The organism is Corynebacterium choanae (assembly GCF_003813965.1).
GTDB lineage: Bacteria > Actinomycetota > Actinomycetes > Mycobacteriales > Mycobacteriaceae > Corynebacterium > Corynebacterium choanae.
Genome location: NZ_CP033896.1, coordinates 1,797,168 through 1,815,019, shown reverse-complemented (window position 1 = coordinate 1,815,019; position 17,852 = coordinate 1,797,168). Strand labels below are relative to the sequence as shown.

The window sequence follows — 17,852 nt, the reverse complement described above, 5'->3', positions numbered from 1 at the left end:
ACTTTTTCAGGGTTACTTCGTTGCCAGTGTTTCTTCGGTAACCGGGCAGGCACGGGAATCGGTCGAGGTGCGGTGAGGTACCTTGGCTGATCCCGCTTTGTCTGCCGCGGAGTGGGAAACGCTCTTGGGTGCATACAGGCGGTACAGTTGCCGGTTATGCAACGTGTCGTTTCCGCGCTGATGGTGGTGCTGTGTTTGGTGGCGGGAGTTGCCTGCACACCGAAACCTCCGCAGCCCGATCCGGTCGCCGAAGATTTTGCAGCGGCGCTTTCTGCTGAGGATTTTTCGGCCGCCGGTGCTTTCACCGATGATCCGCAAGCAACCGAGTCGCTATTTCAGGCCTCAGCTCAGGGCTTACAGGCAGAGTCGCTGTCCATGCAGCTAGCGGATATCACCGGTGAAGGACAGCAGGTGACTGCACGGTTTACTATCGACTGGGCTCTTCCCGGTGATCGGCACTTCAGCTATGACACGCAGGCACTCATGACCCAAACTGCCAAACAGTGGCAGGTGCGGATCAAACCGTCAGTGGTTCATCCCCAACTCGGTGCCGGGCAGCATCTTGAACTGCGCGGACTGCCGGCTAAACGTGCCTCCGTTGTTGCGGCCGATGGCCGTGCGGTGCTGAACCCGGGCATGGTCTACCGGATTTTGCTTAATGCACAGATCACCCCCAATCCGGCGCTGGCAGCCGCAGAGATCGCAGCCGCATTTGAGCAAGCCCGAGCAAACCACGGGGATGCTGCTGTACCGCCGGTTGATCCGCGGGAGTTAAGTATTGCGGCAAAAGCCGTCAATGGGCCATATTCGGTGGCGGTGCTGGGGGAAGCACCAGGCAAGCAGGTTGCCCAAGCCTTAGCCGGTGTGCAAGGGGTGGTGGTAAATGAAGAAGCTGACCTTGTGGCCACCGATCCCAACTTCGCCCCGGAAATTATTGGACGGGTGAAACAGGCGGTTGCCACCGATGTGGAAGGGGAGCGAGGGTGGCTGGTTGCCAGTGTTAACGAACATGGTGCAGTGATCGACACCCTGACCCGCAACGATCCTTCACCGGCGCCTGCCATTGCAATCTCCCTGGATCCGCGCATGCAGCAGGCGGCGCAAGCTGCAGTTGATTTGCGGCAAGAAATGAAAACCATGATGGTGGTGATCCGGCCTTCCACCGGGGCAATCCTGGCTGTCGCCCAAACTGGCCGCGCCGACGAAGATGGGCCTGTTGCCCTCATGGGGCAATATCCACCCGGATCGACGTTTAAGATCATCACCGCCACCGCAGGTATGGAGCGACAAGGCGTCACTCCTGGCAGTATTGTGCCGTGCCCCGGAACCATGGACATTGGGCATCGCATTGTCACCAACTACAATGCGTTTTCCCTTGGATCGGTGCCGCTGCTGCGAGCGTTTGCCTCATCGTGTAACACCACCTTTGCCGACATCTCTGCTCGCCTAGCCCCCGGTGAGCTGAAAAGCGTGGCAGCCCAATTCGGGCTGGGTCGTGACTATCACATTCAAGGGCTTGACACAGTGACCGGCCAAGTACCGGAAGGGGAGGAACTCGTTGATCGTACCGAAGCCGGATTTGGTCAAGGCAAAGATCTTGCCAGCCCGTTTGGGATGGCGTTAGTTGCTGCAACCGCCGCACACGGTGCCACCCCGGAACCGTATCTCATCGCCGGGGATCATTCCGCCACCGACCCGGCCCCACCAGCCCCTGCCCCGGAAGCGATCGCCCAACTGCAGCAGATGATGCTTGCCGTTACCCAGCAGGGTACTGCCCGCGGCATGCGTGCTGCTGGTGATGTCTACGGCAAAACAGGGGAAGCTGAAATTGCGGGAGGTTCGCATGCTTGGTTTGCCGGCTATCGGGGCGATATCGCCTTCGCCACACTGATCGTTCTCGGGGGCGGCAGTGAATCGGCGGTGGCTGTCACCGACCATTTCCTTCGCGCCCTTGACGAACAAGGATTGGGATAGCAGTAAACCGTGGAATACAACAGCGGCAGACGATGCCCGCCGCTTACCGCGGCGGGTAAGGTTTCGTCACAATCTGTTGCGAAAGCAATCCCGGATCAGGGGTCTAGCACCCTGGGCAATGCCCCCTGAGATAACGAGAAGCCAGGGCTTACAGGATGGCTGCTTCAAACCTGTTGTTGCACGCGGGTACCAAGATCGTGCGGCGGTGATTTAGGTCTGCGAACCCGCGGCAAACAATGAGCTAGAATCATCGGTTATGTCTGCATCACGGCCCCTCACCCCTGGCAAACCCACCCCAATTCGGAAAGTTCCGAAGTCGATTACTCGACCGGAATATGTGTGGAAAGACACTGTCCAAGAGGCGTGCGGCGAACCCTATGTGCAGTCCGCAGAAACCATTGCCGCCATGCGGGAAGCCAGCCGGTTAGCCGCTAATGCGCTGGCCATTGCCGGTAAAGCAGTCGCACCCGGGATAACCACTGATGCGCTTGACCAGATTGTGCACGAATATCTTTGCGACCACGGCGCCTACCCGTCAACGTTGGGCTATCGGGGTTTCCCGAAATCGTGTTGTGTCTCGCTCAACGAAATTGTGTGCCACGGCATCCCTGACACCACAGTTATCGAAGATGGCGACATCGTCAACATCGATGTGACCGCCTTCCACGGTGGGGTGCACGGTGACTGCAATCGCACATTCCTTGCCGGAGATGTCAGCGAAGAACACCGGCTACTGGTCGAACGAACCCATAAAGCGACGCTGCGCGGCATCAAAGCTGCCAAACCAGGCCGTGAAATCAACGTTATTGGCCGGGTTATTGAAAGCTATGCGCACCGTTTCGGCTATCAGGTTGTCACCGACTTCACCGGGCACGGTGTCGGCCCTACCTTCCACAATGGTCTCGTGGTGCTCCATTATGATTCGATGGCCTATCGCGATGTGCTCACCCCCGGGATGACCCTCACCATTGAGCCGATGATTAACCTTGGTGATCTTGCCTATGAGACATGGGATGATGGCTGGACGATTCAAAACAGCGATCGGCAATTCACCGCCCAATTCGAACACACCATTGTGATCACCGAAACAGGAAACGAAATCCTTACCCTGGCAGATCCCGAAATCGACACCTTCGACCATGATCGTCGCATCACCGGCTAAGCCAGCAGCAGCACCAACTTTGAGCAAGGCAGATGGACGATGACAGCAGTTCTTGTCGCAGGGACAACATCAGATGCGGGAAAATCGGTGATTGTTGCCGGCTTGTGTCGGGCATTCACCCGCCGGGGCATACGGGTTGCCCCGTTTAAAGCACAAAACATGTCCAACAACTCAGCGGTGTGCCCTGCCGGCGGCGAAATCGGCCGGGCGCAAGCATTGCAGGCTGCTGCCTGCGGGCTTGAACCGTCCGTCGAATTCAACCCGATCCTGTTGAAACCCGGATCAGACCGGCAAAGTCAGCTTGTGGTGCAGGGCATCGCTGCCGGTCAGGTGAGTGCCCGCAGTTATATTCATCATCGATCCCACCTGCGGCAGCTTGCCGGGCAAGCGCTGCGTGACCTGGAAGCCCGCTTCGATGTGGTCATTGTGGAAGGGGCTGGCTCACCTGCCGAGATTAATCTGCGGGAAACCGATGTGGCGAACTTTGGCCTGCTCGACGCCGCAGGTGCCATGCCGGTGCTGCTCGTGGGCGATATTGACCGTGGTGGGGTGCTCGCCCATTTTTATGGCACCGCCACCATTGTTGATCCTGCTGACGCTGCACATATTGCCGGGTTTATCGTCAATAAATTTCGCGGTGATGCAACGATTCTGCAACCGGGGCTTGATACGTTAACGCAACGCTTAAGTATCCCCACCCTGGGGGTTGTGCCCTATATTCCTGGGCTGTGGATTGACGCCGAGGATTCGCTGCAATCCCAACTTGGCAACACGATCGGCCCTGGTTTACCGCCACTTGGCTCAGCAATGCTCGATATTGCAGCAATTCGCCTGCCCCGGATCTCTAATGCCACCGATGTCGAAGCACTTGCTGTGGAACCTGGGGTGCGGGTGCGGTGGGTTGATGATCCGGCAAGTGTCCGGCAAGCCGATCTGTTGGTGCTTCCTGGTTCGAAAGCCACAGTGGCTGATCTTCGCTGGCTGCGGGAACGTAAACTTGATGAAGCAATTGTTTATCGCGCCGAGCAGCAGCTTCCAGTGTTAGGGATTTGTGGCGGCTTTCAGATGCTGTGCCGTAGCATCATCGATCCGGTCGAGGCCGGTGTTGCTACTGCTGTCGAGGGTCTTGGGGTGTTCGCCTGTGATATCGAATTTGGCGAAGAAAAAATACTGCAACGCTATGAATCTGGTGCCTACGAGATCCATCATGGCCGGGAGGTGAATAACACCGAAACGCCGTGGCCTTTTGGCACCCACGGTGCGGTTACCGGGGCAAGTTTTGGAACCCATTTGCACGGCCTGTGCGAAGATGACGAATTTCGGCGATCATTCTTAGCGACCATTGCGGCCTGCTGTGGAAAGCAGGACTCCTTTATTGTTGCTGATAACACGAGTTTTGCTGCGGCCCGTGAGGCCCAACTTGATATTATCGCCGACACGTTGGAAGCAGCATTGAACCTTGATGCGCTAATCGCAATGATCACCGAATATCCGCGCCCGTAGCCATGCGGTGGATCGGTGGACGCCACGCAGTGGCCTAGAAGCTAATGTTTGTCGCAGTCTCGTCACTTCCAGAGGCTGTTTTGGGAAATGGTGTGGGGCGTCACCGTTGTCTCATCGATGCTGCGAATGTGACACCTGCACTACACCAGGGGCGAAGCCGCGCACTTTGGATTTGCAACGGTCGCCAACCTCGGCAATAGGGGATTGCCAACAGTGTTGCACGCGGTCGTTTCACATTCGGCAGGGTGGGGGTGAGGGGTTCGGTTTTAGGGCGGGGATGGCGGGTTGGTTGCTACAACCCCATGCTTGTGTGACATCTTTCACTTTCGCGAATTGATCACAACATTAACCACAAAAACCTTAAGAATGCAGCGATATTTTTCGATAGTTTGCCCCCTATTGATAGCATGAATACCCCCTTTGCGTGGTGTGTGACGACCCTTGCACCCATGCTGAGGGTTAGTTCATTGAGAAAGGACTGCTTTTATGGCAACTAAATTTTATTCTTATCTGCGCGATGAAGAAGCTGGCGCAAACCTCTCGTGGGGTGCGATCTTTGCCGGTGTGGTGAGCTTTGTCTCGGTATTCCTCACCTTGTCGCTGATCGGCAATGCCATCGGGCTCGGTTTGTTAAGCCCGGCATCAGATGATGTCACCAACGGTGCCGGCATCGGCATCATCATCTGGACGATTATCAACTTCCTCGTCTCGTTCGGTATTGCCGGCTTCGTAGCCGGTCTCACCAGCGGCCGGGTTGGCTTCGTACACGGGTTCATCACCTGGGCAACTAGCGTGCTGGTACTTGTTGTCGCCCTGTCCTGGGGTACCGTCGCCGCAGTGAACACCGCTGGTTCAATCCTCGGTTCCGTGGCGAACGTGGCTGGCAAGGGTGTTTCTACTGTTGCCGGTGGCGCAGGCGATCTCATTAGCATTGGCACCGATAAGGCTGCCGACAGCTTGAGCAATATTGATACCGATCAGGCTACTGCTGACGTCAAGCAGATCCTGAAAGATACCGACGATCCGAAACTGCAGCCTGCTTACCTGCAGGATCAGCTTGATGCTGCCAAGGATGATGTTGCTGACGCCGCCAAGCAGCTGGCAACCAATCCGCAAAACGCTGAAGAGATCTTGAAGAACACTGGTGAAAAACTGCAGAATCGTGCCAACGATCTTGCCGACAGTGTTGACCGCGACGCGGTTGCTGCTTCCCTGCAGAAGAACACCGACATGACTCCGGAAGAGGCACGTCAGGCAGCTGACAATGCGGCCGACGCCTATGAGAAGTCAGTTCGCGAAATCAAGCAGGGTCTCGATAACGCCTCCGAGCAGATCGATGAGCTTTCTGTACAGGCTGAACAGGCCGTCGACGATGCCCTGCAGGCAACCGATGACGCTACCGATGCTGCTGCGAAGTACTCCCTGTGGGGCTTCTTCGGGCTGCTGCTGGCACTGGCTGCCGCTGTTGCCGGTGGTGTATCCGGTGCCCGTGTTGGCCGCAAGCCACAGGTTCAGGCACGCGCCTAATCATCGCTACGCTGGAAAACTGAAAAGAATACAACACCCTTTTCTTACGGCGTAAACTCACGACAAGCGGTGACTCCCTGCAGTTTGGAGTCACCGCTTTTTGTCATTGATCAGATCGGCTTGGCAGCCGCACAACAGCCTAGTGTTCAGCACTGCATCTTCACCGCTGCGCGCCGCTGCTAGTGCAAGGATGCAAATGGTTTTGCTAGTCGGGTTCTTGGTAGCAGAAAATCCGTGACCGCCGGAGTCAATGACCCACCAAGGATGACTTTCCACTGCTCAAAGGGCACTAGTGCAGTGATACCTGCGAAACACCACAGGTGACCACAAGATGTTCGCATATCATCTGCCAAACACAGCCGGGATACTGTGCCACACAAGCCAACACCGCCGCGGGCGGGCGCGTGACAACAGTCGTTTCACCATCCCCCACCCTGGCACAGGGATACAACCGTGAGTTATACAGGTTGGTGCAGCTTTGGTGGATTACGCCACAAAAGCCAAATGAGCGGCAGCGGAATTACCACAAATAATCCGTACACCAGCATGAAGGCATAGTGCACCGCAAACGTTTGACCCAGTGAAAGCACAATGGCACACAGGGCAGTCATCACAGCTATCGAGGTTTGCCCGGTGACCTGCAGTGCAGAACCAGTAGCCCCAGTATCGCGCGGATCGCACAATTCCAGCGGCATACTGGACAGTCGTGGATAGACAAACCCGATACCTAAACTCATCACACCCCAGCCGCTAATCAACACCGCGGCATGAAGCCCCATCGCAAGACCCCCAACAATCATCGTTAAACCGACGATGAGGGACAGCTGCAGCAGGTTCAACGACCTGGTAAACGACACGCGATCCGCCAGCCGGGCTTGCAGGGTCGATCCTAAAAACCAGGTCACCCCAGAAACAGACAACCCGACACCGGTGAGGGTTGGTCCGTATCCGTCGCGTTGCGCCAGAAGCAACGGCAAATAGATTTCGGCGGCAATGAGCATATCCGCAGCCCCGCGAGTGGCAACCAACCGAGCAATCACTGTAGATCCGCGATAAAAACCGGCCGGAACGAGTGGCCGCAGCGCATAGCCCACCACAATCGCACCAACCACTGTGGCACCGATCGCCTGCCAGGTTTCAAGATCAGGAACAGCCGACAGGCCAGCAAGGGTGACTGCAATAACTAAACCGGCAAAAAGCTGCGGTTTTGCACCTCGTGGCCACCCGCGCTGCGCTGTCGGTAACTCCCGCAGCGGCTGATGCAGGAAGATAAATGCCACACCAACAATTCCAGCAGTAACCGCAAACACCGCATGCCAAGACCAAATACTGGTAATAATGCCAGCAAACAGCGGTCCTACTAGCGATGGCACCAAAAACGCGGCGGAAAAACCGGCAAACACCGCAGTTCGCAGCCGCACCGGATACGCCTGGGCAATAGCGGCATACACGGCGACGATTAGCAATCCGATACCGAAGCCTTGCAACGCCCGTGAAAGCAGAAATATGGGCATTGACCAGGCGATAATACTTAAACCCAGTCCAAGACCCAAGACTACAAGGCCGAATTTCACTACTATCGCCGCGCCGCGCATATCCGACAGCATCCCGGCGGCAACCATCGCCACAACAGAACAACTCATCGGCAGCACAAAGGCTGCCCCAAACCGGGAAGCATCCCCAAAATCCGCGGCGATAGTAGGCATAATCGCGGTAATCGCCGTCTGATCGAAGGCGCTGGCCACAATGGCCATATACAGCCCAAACGTCAGCCTGCGATAGCGTGCCGCAAAGATTCCTTCGGTGTTTTTTCCTTCGGTGTTTTTTGTCGCGGAAGCCGACGATTCAGCAGTCACAATAGTGAAGCGTATCGCGGTCAGCGTGAAGAAGAAACTTCACTGTCTGATCCCTACACAGGCGAACAACCCGCTAAGGGCCAAGGGCAATCCACAACACGATACGCAATGCTGCGCTATCACGCTCTTTACCGCTATAGCCACCAACCGGGCAACCTGCTGGTTGGCTCTGTCCTCCGAGTTGCCGACGCCGACCCAGTACTAGGGATTAGGCTTCAGCAAAGTCCAAGCCAAGCACCGCATTTTCCACAACTTCGCTAAGCGCCGGATGCACCCAATAGGAATCCCTGGCGAAGGTGCGCATATCGAGACCATGCGCCATAGCGATAATGAGCTCATGGATGAGGGTCGAAGCTTGGGGGCCTAGAATGTGCGCGCCGAGCAGCTTGCCGGTGTTTCGGTCGGCGATAAGCTTCACCATGCCAGTGCTATCTTCCAACGCCCAACCGTAGGCAACGTCACCAACTTGTTGAGTGAAGACAGTCGTGTCGTAACCAGCCTCAACGGCTTGCTGTTCAGTCATGCCCACCCAAGCAATTTCCGGATGGGTGAAAACGGCAGCTGGCACCGCATCATGGGGCATCGGCTGGAGGTCGTCGGGATGCCGGAGATTATGCACCACAGCTCGGGTTTCCGCGTTTGCGACATGTTTGAGCTGATACGGGGAACTCACATCACCCAACGCCCACACCCCGTCGGCGGAGGTACGACCAAATTCGTCGACCACAATTCGCGGTCCGTCGGTAGCGATACCCGCCTGCTCCGGGTCAAGGTTTGCCCCGTTAGGGGTGCGACCGGTAGCGACCAACAGTGTTTCGGCCTGCACTGTTGAGCCGTCATCAAGACGCAATTCGACTTCACCGTTGTCGAGCACTTTGGCTGCATCAACCGTACGCCCCAACTTTGTGTTCCACTGGCGTTGCGCAATGCTGGTGAACGCATCCGAAATGTCACGATCCAGCTTCTTTAGCAGCCGCTCAGAACGGTTAATGACAGTGACCTCAACTCCCAGCCCGGAAAACACGTGGGCAAATTCGCAGGCAATAAAACCACCGCCAAGCACGATCATGCTCTGCGGCAGTTCAGGCATGCGCATCACTGTCTCGTTGGTTTCGTACGGAACTCCAGAATCAGCGATTACATCTAAGATCTGCGGGTGAGCACCAGTGGCGATCACAATCGTCTCTGCAGTAATAACCGCATCGTCGCGACCATCATCGAAGCTTACGGTGACTTCCTTGGTGCCGGTGAAGCGGCCAGTTCCTCCGAAGACTGTGATATTCGGTGTTTCATCACCGCGACGATACGCCTCACCACTTTGCGCGATGGGATCGATCCGGTCGCCAAAAATACGTTGTTGGATACTTGGCCAGTCGATTGAGTCAACGGAGGCATGCACCCCAAGTTGCGATGCTTCCCGCACAGCCACCGCCGCATCTGCTGCTTTCACCAGCATTTTCGTAGGAATGCATCCCACGTTCAGGCAGGTTCCACCAAAGCGTCCTTTTTCCACAATGGCAATGGATTTATCGTCAAAGTCCGGTCCTGGAATGGAATTGCCAGAACCGGTACCAAGAATGATGAGATCGAAATGCTGCGGTTGCGTCATGGTGGTGTGTTTCCTATATATAGCGATGAAGGTGGGGGAAAAGTATTCAGAGCAAGGTTGCAGTTGAACGATGCACCCGGTGGCATGCGCTGCTCTGTGTCAATCGTCCTCAGCAACAACAGCAGTCCCAGCGCGTGAGGAGTACTGCACTACCGTGGGACGTGACTGCTGGCAACACTTCCGGAAAATCCGGGCTGTATGAGTGCGGAAGCCTCAATGCAAGCCATGCTGGGCCGTAGCTAGAAACGGTATTCGTGGGATTCAACTACGTTGCCGTAGCGCAATATTCCGACATCGAACTGTTGGCGGTGTTGTTGCAGGTAAACTCCAGGCAAGCGGCGCAGCAGTTCACCGACGCCGCTTCGGAGAAGGTAACAGTGTAGGTAGTAAATAGCGCTATTTTGTTGTCGGGTTTGGCGATGGGGAAGTCGCTTGATGCTTGTCGATCCATGTCAAACATTGCTCGATCGCATGGGTGCGGGGCTGTTGGAGGGATAAAAATAGATCGTGTTTGCCGCCGGGTATCACAGCAATATCTACCTGCTTGGAAGACAGCGAAGGTGCCCAATGCTGAATTTGCTGGACGTCAAGGACCACGTCGGCGGTATGAGAATCGCGGGAATAGGGTTTCCCCAACCGTGAGATTGCTGAGCACATCACCAGGGTGCGTTTACCGGTGTCGATGAGCCCACGGTGGAGGCGTCGTTGCCCATTTAGCACACTTTGTAGCCAACCCCATGTTAACGGCACCCCGTTTATGGGCTTGAGCTGAAGGTCGTAGTCCCATTCACCTTGCGCGGAGCGGTGCAAAGAGGTGCCGTAGGTGCCGAGGTTTTTGCCTTGCATAAGTCTGTTGGGCACATAACGCGACAACTGGCGAGCAAGGCGCTTTGCTGGTTCACGCAACAATGAGGGCACCATAAGGTCAAGCCAGGGGCTATTCATCACGATTAAGTCAATGGCGTGATACCGCTGTGCTGCTTGGGTATCGCCGGATTCGGTGGCGCGACGGAGAACATCCACCCATTCGGCGACGATGATTCCTCCGGTGGAATGCGCTCCAATATGCACCCGCTGATAGTGAGTGCGCAATACATCAAGCGTGAAATTGAGCTCTGGGAAATAGTCAGTAAGCGACCGGCAGTGGTGGAGTTGTTGCCCGTGTCGATGGGAGCGGCCGCATTTGCGTAAGTCGATTCCAATGAGGTCGATGCCGTGTGCGTCGAATGCCTCTGCGACGTGACGATGGAAAAAATAGTCGCTGAGCCCGTGGACATACAGCAAAGCGGTGTCGTGCCGGGGTGTGAATGTTTCGGTGAAACCGTCCGGGCGATAAGCAACCAGGGTGGCACATACCGTTCCTTCCCCGTAGGGGTCGGCACCTAGTTCAATAGTGGCGGCGGCAAAATCGTCAACCAGGTGATCCTTTCGCCAGTGCAAGGGTTGTTCAGGTTGGCGGCTTGCTGCAGGAATGGAATCAGTCACTGAAGGCATAGTCTTCACCCTAGTCGAGCATGGGGAGCGCGCTGCTAGTTGTTATGAGAGCGAGTGTGCGACCGGCGATGGTAGCTAAGAGTTCAGGGGATTGTTCAGCTTGAACAGCGGTACTTCACCACATCGGCGACCTCCCCTAAATGGGTGGGGTGGAGGGAGGGGAAACGGCGATAAACGGACATTGTGTGTGCCGCGGGCGGCGGCGGACGTAGGGGTAGCGGGTTTTGACCAGCGTCTATGTGGGAGTTCATCCTCCGGTTAGGTGTATTTGTGCAGGTAGCGACACTGGTGTCGCTCCTGATTTGAGCGCACATTTTGGAATGATGTGATGTCGAACGTGCACATTGTCACAGCAGGCGGGAACTTGTGACCATCCTCAATGGCGGAGCGAGGGTAGGTATCGGTGAACTGGGATTATGGGACGATAGCTGGTGAATGGTGCGCCGTAACCATGGCTATCGGGGTAAAAAGTTGAGGGTATTTTGTTTCCTTGCTCGGATATCGCACCAGGGAAGAATGTGGGGAGTACAATGTCGAAAGACAAAAAGTGACCACACAGCCTCCCCCCACGGGGGTGGAAGTGCCATACCGACTTCACTGGGACGCTCGCTCGGCTGTGTCCGCTCCGGCTCCCGGTGAATGGAACGCGGTAGCACCGTGATCCTCATCCCGTGCTGTAGCGCTGGGATGGGTTTTGCCTCTTTGCGGCACATGGCAATCATCCGTAGTTGCGTGCAAAGAGAAAAAACTCGCTGGATGTGGTGCTGGTCGTGGTACGTGATATTGCAGAAAGTAGATGTGTTCCTGTCGTGACTGATTCAAAAGCCGCCGCCCAAATCACCGATGAAGTAGATGTCCTGCTGATCGGTGCGGGCATTATGTCTGCCACCCTCGGTTCGATGCTCAAGCAGTTGGAACCTGACTGGACCCAAATGGTGCTCGAGCGCCTCGATGGTCCCGCGGAGGAGTCTTCTTCGCCGTGGAACAACGCAGGCACCGGCCACTCAGCATTGTGTGAGCTCAACTACACCCCCGAGGTGAATGGCAAGATCCAGACCAGCAAAGCGCTGGCTGTCAACGAGAAGTTCCAAATCTCCCGGCAATTCTGGGCGTACCTCATTGAAAATAATCTGCTTGAGGATCCCCGGGACTTTATCCGTCCAGTTCCGCACGTGTCGTTTGCACAAGGTGCAGACCAGATTGCCTATCTGCGGAAGCGTTTCGAGGCGCTACACAATCATCCGCTGTTCCCGGATATGAAGTTCACTGATGACCGCGACGAATTTGCGAACTTCCTTCCATTGATGGCGAAGGGACGCGACTTTGACGCCAATCCGGTTGCGATCTCGTGGACCGATGCTGGTACCGACATTAACTATGGGGCGTTGACGAAACAGTTCCTGGCGGTTGCAAAGTCGCACGGAGCAGAAATTCGCTACGGCCACGAAGTTACCAATATCTCCCACTTCGGTGATCAGTGGAAGGTTGAAGCGAAAAACGTCCACACAGGGGACACGAAGGTTATCAAGGCGAACTTCGTCTTCGTTGGTGCTGGCGGTATGGCGCTGCCACTGCTGCAGAAGGCGGGTATTCCCGAGATCCGTGGCTTCGGTGGCTTCCCAGTATCTGGACAGTGGCTGCGTTGCACCAATGAGGAACTCATCGAGCAACACAATGCGAAGGTCTACGGTAAAGCGTCGGTCGGCGCACCGCCGATGAGCGTGCCGCACCTCGATACCCGGGTGATCGACGGCAAGACTGGCCTGTTGTTTGGCCCCTATGCTGGCTGGACACCAAAGTTCCTCAAACAAGGCTCCTACTTCGATCTCATCAAGTCGCTGCGTCCAACCAACGTGATGTCGCTGCTCAGCGTCGGCATTCAAGAGATGGGATTGACCAAGTATCTCATCGAAGAGTTGCTGAAAGACCAGGAAGCACGCATGGAGTCGCTGCGCGAATATATGCCATCTGCGCGCTCCGAGGATTGGGAGCTTGTTACCGCAGGTCAGCGTGTTCAGGTGATTAAGCCGGTGGTTGGCCCGCGCTTCGGTTCGCTGGAGTTTGGCACCGCGTTGATCAATAACTCGGTTGGCTCGATCGCTGGTATTTTGGGTGCTTCCCCTGGTGCTTCGATTGCGCCGGCTGTCATGCTGGAATTGCTGGAGCGTTGCTTCGGTGATCACATGGTGGAGTGGGGCGAAAAGATCAAGGAAATGGTGCCGTCCTACGGCATCAAGCTGGCGACCCGCCCCGATCTTTTCCACGAACAGTGGGATCGCACCCAAACTATTTTGCAGCTCACAGATAAGAGCAAATAGTCGAACAATTGAGACAGCAGGCCTGACCAGCTCGGGTTCACGGCTCACAGCCCTGACGCGAAACGCTAGTGCCGCAGTTGCACACGGGTGAGTCGGATAACCAGTGGTTTTCGTCCCGCAGGTTGCGTGATCGGTATCGATCAGCACCGGCGGGACGTTATGTATGTGGTGGCCTATCAGCTGTCTGCAGCGCTAAAGTGGGCTGCACTGATGGCAATCCAAACATGGATGTTTGACAAAGGATGGAATTGACTGTGACCCAGGATCATCTTTCCGGTTCGAAGCGTGTGGCTGCCTACCCGTTTTCCGCGGTGGTGGGCCAGGATGATTTGCGGTTAGCGCTCATGCTTACTGCGATTAATCCGCGGATCGGAGGGGTGGTGATTCGGGGTGAGAAGGGTACCGCAAAAACAACTGCTGTCCGCGGGTTTGCCGCCCTGCTTGGTGATGCTCCGCTCGTGCAGTTGCCGTTGGGGGCAACTGAGGATCGGGTAGTTGGATCGCTAGATATGGAGACGGTGCTTACTACTGGACGGGCAGAATATAAGCCAGGTCTGTTGGCGCAGGCTGATGGCGGTATTTTGTATGTGGATGAGGTGAATCTGCTAGCCGACCATCTCGTTGATGCGCTACTGGATGCTGCTGCGACAGGACAGGTAACCATTGAGCGGGATAGCATCTCTCACACCACTGACACGAATTTTGTGCTTGTTGGCACGATGAATCCGGAAGAAGGAGAGCTGCGTCCCCAGCTGCTTGACCGGTTTGGCTTAGCTGTTGATGTGGTGGCTTCCCGGGATGTGAATGTTCGCACAGAGATTATGCGTCGCCGGCTGGCATTTGAAGCTGATCCGGCAGGGTTTGCGGCGCGTTTCGCGGAGGCCGATGCGGGGCTTGCTCAGCAGCTTACAGCTGCCCGTGAACGGGTAGATTCGGTGGTGTTGTCTGCAGCGCATCTAGCTCGTATTGCGCATGTGTGTGCGGCGTTCGATGTTGACGGGATGCGAGCAGATTTGGTCATTGCCCGCGCCGCGGTGGCACATGCAGCACTTGCCGGCCGGCAGCAGGTTGAGGATGAAGATATCCATGTGGCCGCACGACTGGCGTTGCCGCATCGCCGGCGGCGTACCCCATTTGATGAGCCAGGCTTGGATGAGCAACAGCTGGCTGAAGAATTGGCGAACGCCGCTGATGAGCATCCGGAGGTGGAAGATGAGACTCCGGAAACGCAAAACCCAACCGAACAGGATTCGCCGGAACAACCAGATGATGACGCTGGCAGCGACGATGCGCCAGGCGGTTCGCGGGAACAATCTTCTTCACCAGCGGATGAGTCGTTGTCGACGAGTCCGTCCCCGGCAAGTGACGATGCTGAGCAGCCCGGGAAGGCGTCGGGTCACGCCGTGACCGGTGCGCCCTTTCGTGCCGCGGCTGATGCGCCGCGCCGGAATAGGTGAGTTTGGGACCGGTGGACGGCGATCGAAAGGATACGCCCGCCAAGGTGTTGCTATTCGACCTGATCAGCACAGTCCAGGGGTGCATCTCGTTGGAACGGTGATGGCGGCTGTTGACCGGGGTGCTTCGCTGATCGATGGGATGATTGATTTTCGACCCGCCGATGTTCGAGGTGCGGTAAAACTTGGCAAACAGGCCAATCTCATCGTGTTTGTGGTGGATACCTCAGGTTCAATGGTGGGTAAGGATCGCCTCCAAGCGGTCACCGGATCGGTGGTGTCACTGCTTACAGACGCCTACCAGCGCCGCGACAAAGTGGCTGTGATCACCGCCCGGGGAAGTGCACCTGAGTTGGTGTTGCCGCCGACACGGTCGACGATGACAGCACTGCAACGGCTAGAAGGCACCCCTACGGGTGGACGCACCCCATTGGGTGCGGCGCTGATAATGGCCGATGAGCTGATGGCGCGGGAACTGCGTAAAGATCCTTCCCGGCGGCCGCTTTTAGTGGTGTTGTCCGATGGGCGGGATACTTCGCCGACAGGACAAGGTGGGGTGCGAACTGCGGCGTCCCGAATTGCCCGTTCGGGCCGTGTTGGTTCCATCGTTATTGACTGTGAACAGGGGCGCCGGATCAAACTCGGGTTAGCAAAAGAGCTGGCAAAACACTTGCAGGCAGCATGTGTTCATGTCACCGAGCTGCATGCGGATGCGGTGACTGGAGTCATTGCTACGCTGTAACAGCCACCGTATGTTGCTGCGCGATCCATTGGCGGGTGGAATGTGGCCACTGCCGTGTAAGCAACATTCGGGTGTGAAAATAGCGGCTAGTTTGCTGTTTGCGCTAGCAGAAAAGTTACAAGAAGAAGAACGTGGAAGGAGCCGTCAATGGCAGAAGGAAATGTGGTGTCCACAAGTGCAGAGCTGGCTGGGATGACCACTCGGCAGCGGCGGCGATTGCCAATTACTGCGGTGCACACGGGGGAAGGCAAGGGTAAAACTACTGCTGCAATGGGTATGGCGATGCGCGCCTGGAAATCAGGGATGGACATCGCAGTGTTCCAATTTGTGAAGTCGAAGAAGTGGCATTCCGGCGAGGAGGATGTGTTCGGACTGTTTCAGCAACTGCACGAAACTGAGGGGATCGGTGGGGCAGTGGAATGGCACAAAATGGGGGCTGGCTGGTCGTGGACGTGGAAGGAAGGCGCCGAAGACGATCATGCTGCGAAAGCGCAGGCTGGCTGGCAGGAAGTCAAGCAGCGTTTAGCGGCGGAAACTCACGATTTTTATCTGCTAGACGAGTTCACCTATCCGGTGACCTGGGGCTGGATTGATGTGGACGATGTGGTGGAAACGCTGGCGAATCGTCCCGGGCGGCAGCATGTGGTGATTACCGGGCGTAACGCTGATGAGAAACTTATCGAAGTTGCTGATTTGGTGACGCGGATGGAAAAGATCAAGCATCCTTTCGACCAGGGTCGCAAAGGTCAAAAAGGTATCGAATGGTAGCCCCCGGTTTTGTGCTTGCTGCCCCGAAGTCGGGGTCGGGAAAAACCACGATCAGCACAGGTTTGCTGCGGGTGTTGTCCGAGCAGATGACGGTGGCGCCTTTTAAAGTCGGTCCGGACTATATTGATCCCGGCTACCATTTGTTGGCGGCCGGTCGTGCCAGCCGTAATTTGGATCCGTTCCTGCTTGGTGGTGCTGATACGGTGCGTAGCCTGTACCACACCGGCGCGGAGGATGCTGATATTGCAGTGGTTGAAGGGGTTATGGGGCTGTTTGATGGCCGTTTTGACCCACATGGGGATGTGCTGTGTCCGGAAGGGTCGACGGCCGACGTCGCCCGGCAGCTCGGTTTGCCGGTGGTGCTGGTAGTCGATACCCGAGGAACAGCACAGTCCATTGGTGCGCTAGTACGCGGGTTTGCTACTGCCCATCCGCAAGTGCGGGTAGCTGGGGTGATTTTCAACCGGCTTGCTAGCGCTAAACATGAAGCAATGCTCACCCAGGCAGTGCAGGCAGTTGGTGTGCCGGTAGTTGGGGCGGTGCCGAGTTTTCCCGCGATCGAACTGCCTTCCCGGCATTTGGGATTGGTTACTGCTGTGGAACAGGGGCAAACAGCGGAGGCGGCGATCGCTGCGATGGCTGATCATGTGCGGACCCATGTGGATGTTTCCGCACTGATTGCTCTCGCCCAACCTCCGACGGTGAATACTACCCCGTTTGCGCCGTTGGTGGGGGTTGCGCGGGCGCATGATTTATTGCGCGGCAACGCACCTATTCCGGGGGATGCAGCAGCGCACCCGGATGGTCCTACGGTAGCTGTTGCCGCAGGTCCTGCGTTCAGTTTTCTCTACACCGAGCATCTTGAGTTGTTGGCAGCATTCGGGGCGACCACAGTGCTATTTGATCCACTGCATGATCCACTGCCTGAGGCGTCTGCACTGGTGATTCCCGGTGGTTTTCCGGAATTGTACGCGGAAACATTGGCGGCGCGGGATGATGTGCGGCGCGATATCCACCGGCTGATTGCCGACGGCGGGGTGGTGTATGGGGAATGCGCCGGATTGTTGTGGCTTGGTCGCAGCCTTGACAGCCATCGCATGCTTGATGTGGTTCCAACCGATGCGGTGATGGGAGCCCGATTAACACTTGGCTATCGGCAGGCGACAGCATTGACACCTTCGCCGCTTACTGCGGAAGGGATGCGGGTGTGTGGGCACGAATTCCATCACACCAAACTGGTATCCACCCCAGAGGAGCAATGGTCACCGATGTGGGGGTGGCGTGATAACGATGATGTGCCAATGCGGGAAGGATTTGTGCGCGGCAAGGTGATGGCTAGTTATCTTCATTTGCATCCGGCAGCAATGGTCGACCAGTGGCGGCAGTTGGTAGCCACCTTGGCCTAGCCGTCGCAGGGAAGAAACTCTAGGATTGACCAGGAGTTT

13 protein-coding genes are annotated in these 17,852 nt (G+C 56.5%); 10 read left to right on the top strand and 3 right to left on the bottom strand.

Annotation, left to right across the window (positions count from 1 at the left end; all coding sequences use genetic code 11):
* Positions 1-156 precede the first annotated feature (156 nt).
* From CCHOA_RS06555 to CCHOA_RS06540, 4 genes are all read left to right on the top strand, one after another.
* Complete coding sequence (locus tag CCHOA_RS06555; RefSeq protein WP_164472411.1) at positions 157-1,974, top strand: penicillin-binding transpeptidase domain-containing protein; 1,818 nt, start codon at positions 157-159, stop codon at positions 1,972-1,974.
* Positions 1,975-2,230: 256 nt separating this feature from the next.
* Entirely contained in the window at positions 2,231-3,136 is a 906-nt protein-coding gene (gene map, locus CCHOA_RS06550) for a type I methionyl aminopeptidase (protein ID WP_123928466.1), read from the top strand.
* A gap of 39 nt (positions 3,137-3,175) precedes the next feature.
* Positions 3,176-4,639: a cobyric acid synthase gene (locus tag CCHOA_RS06545; RefSeq protein WP_123928463.1), complete on the top strand. Its 1,464-nt coding sequence runs from the start codon at positions 3,176-3,178 to the stop codon at positions 4,637-4,639.
* A 486-nt stretch (positions 4,640-5,125) separates the two neighbouring features.
* Positions 5,126-6,166 carry a hypothetical protein gene (locus tag CCHOA_RS06540; protein WP_123928460.1) on the top strand — a complete coding sequence of 347 codons (1,041 nt, stop codon included), beginning with the start codon at positions 5,126-5,128 and terminating at the stop codon, positions 6,164-6,166.
* A gap of 458 nt (positions 6,167-6,624) precedes the next feature.
* Here the strand turns inward: CCHOA_RS06540 and CCHOA_RS06535 are convergent, their stop codons facing one another.
* Together CCHOA_RS06535 and mtr are read right to left on the bottom strand one after the other, a co-directional pair.
* Entirely contained in the window at positions 6,625-8,022 is a 1,398-nt protein-coding gene (locus tag CCHOA_RS06535) for an MFS transporter (protein WP_123928457.1), read from the bottom strand.
* Positions 8,023-8,230: 208 nt separating this feature from the next.
* Positions 8,231-9,631 carry a mycothione reductase gene (gene mtr / locus CCHOA_RS06530; protein WP_123928455.1) on the bottom strand — a complete coding sequence of 467 codons (1,401 nt, stop codon included), beginning with the start codon at positions 9,629-9,631 and terminating at the stop codon, positions 8,231-8,233.
* 254 nt (positions 9,632-9,885) lie between these two features.
* On the opposite strand from mtr, the gene CCHOA_RS11050 reads away from it, so the two are divergent.
* Positions 9,886-10,014, top strand: coding sequence for a hypothetical protein (locus tag CCHOA_RS11050; RefSeq protein ID WP_281273257.1), 129 nt, complete (start codon positions 9,886-9,888; stop codon positions 10,012-10,014).
* A gap of 13 nt (positions 10,015-10,027) precedes the next feature.
* Here CCHOA_RS11050 and CCHOA_RS06525 read toward each other — a convergent pair whose 3' ends face one another.
* Entirely contained in the window at positions 10,028-11,125 is a 1,098-nt protein-coding gene (locus CCHOA_RS06525; protein ID WP_123928452.1) for an alpha/beta hydrolase, read from the bottom strand.
* An 809-nt stretch (positions 11,126-11,934) separates the two neighbouring features.
* On the opposite strand from CCHOA_RS06525, the gene mqo reads away from it, so the two are divergent.
* The 5 genes from mqo (at position 11,935) to CCHOA_RS06500 (ending at position 17,813) form a co-directional block, all read left to right on the top strand.
* The gene (gene mqo, locus CCHOA_RS06520; protein WP_123928449.1) at positions 11,935-13,443 is read left to right on the top strand and encodes a malate dehydrogenase (quinone); all 1,509 of its coding nucleotides are present in this window, start codon (positions 11,935-11,937) and stop codon (positions 13,441-13,443) included.
* Between the two features lie 242 nt (positions 13,444-13,685).
* Entirely contained in the window at positions 13,686-14,900 is a 1,215-nt protein-coding gene (locus CCHOA_RS06515; RefSeq protein WP_123928446.1) for a magnesium chelatase ATPase subunit I, read from the top strand.
* Positions 14,878-15,639, top strand: coding sequence for a vWA domain-containing protein (locus CCHOA_RS06510; RefSeq protein ID WP_123930953.1), 762 nt, complete (start codon positions 14,878-14,880; stop codon positions 15,637-15,639). Before CCHOA_RS06515 ends, CCHOA_RS06510 begins: the two co-directional genes overlap by 23 nt.
* A gap of 147 nt (positions 15,640-15,786) precedes the next feature.
* Complete coding sequence (cobO, locus tag CCHOA_RS06505) at positions 15,787-16,407, top strand: cob(I)yrinic acid a,c-diamide adenosyltransferase (RefSeq protein WP_123928442.1); 621 nt, start codon at positions 15,787-15,789, stop codon at positions 16,405-16,407.
* Positions 16,401-17,813, top strand: coding sequence for a cobyrinic acid a,c-diamide synthase CobB (locus CCHOA_RS06500; RefSeq protein WP_123928439.1), 1,413 nt, complete (start codon positions 16,401-16,403; stop codon positions 17,811-17,813). The genes cobO and CCHOA_RS06500 overlap by 7 nt, the downstream gene beginning before the upstream one ends.
* Positions 17,814-17,852 lie beyond the last annotated feature (39 nt).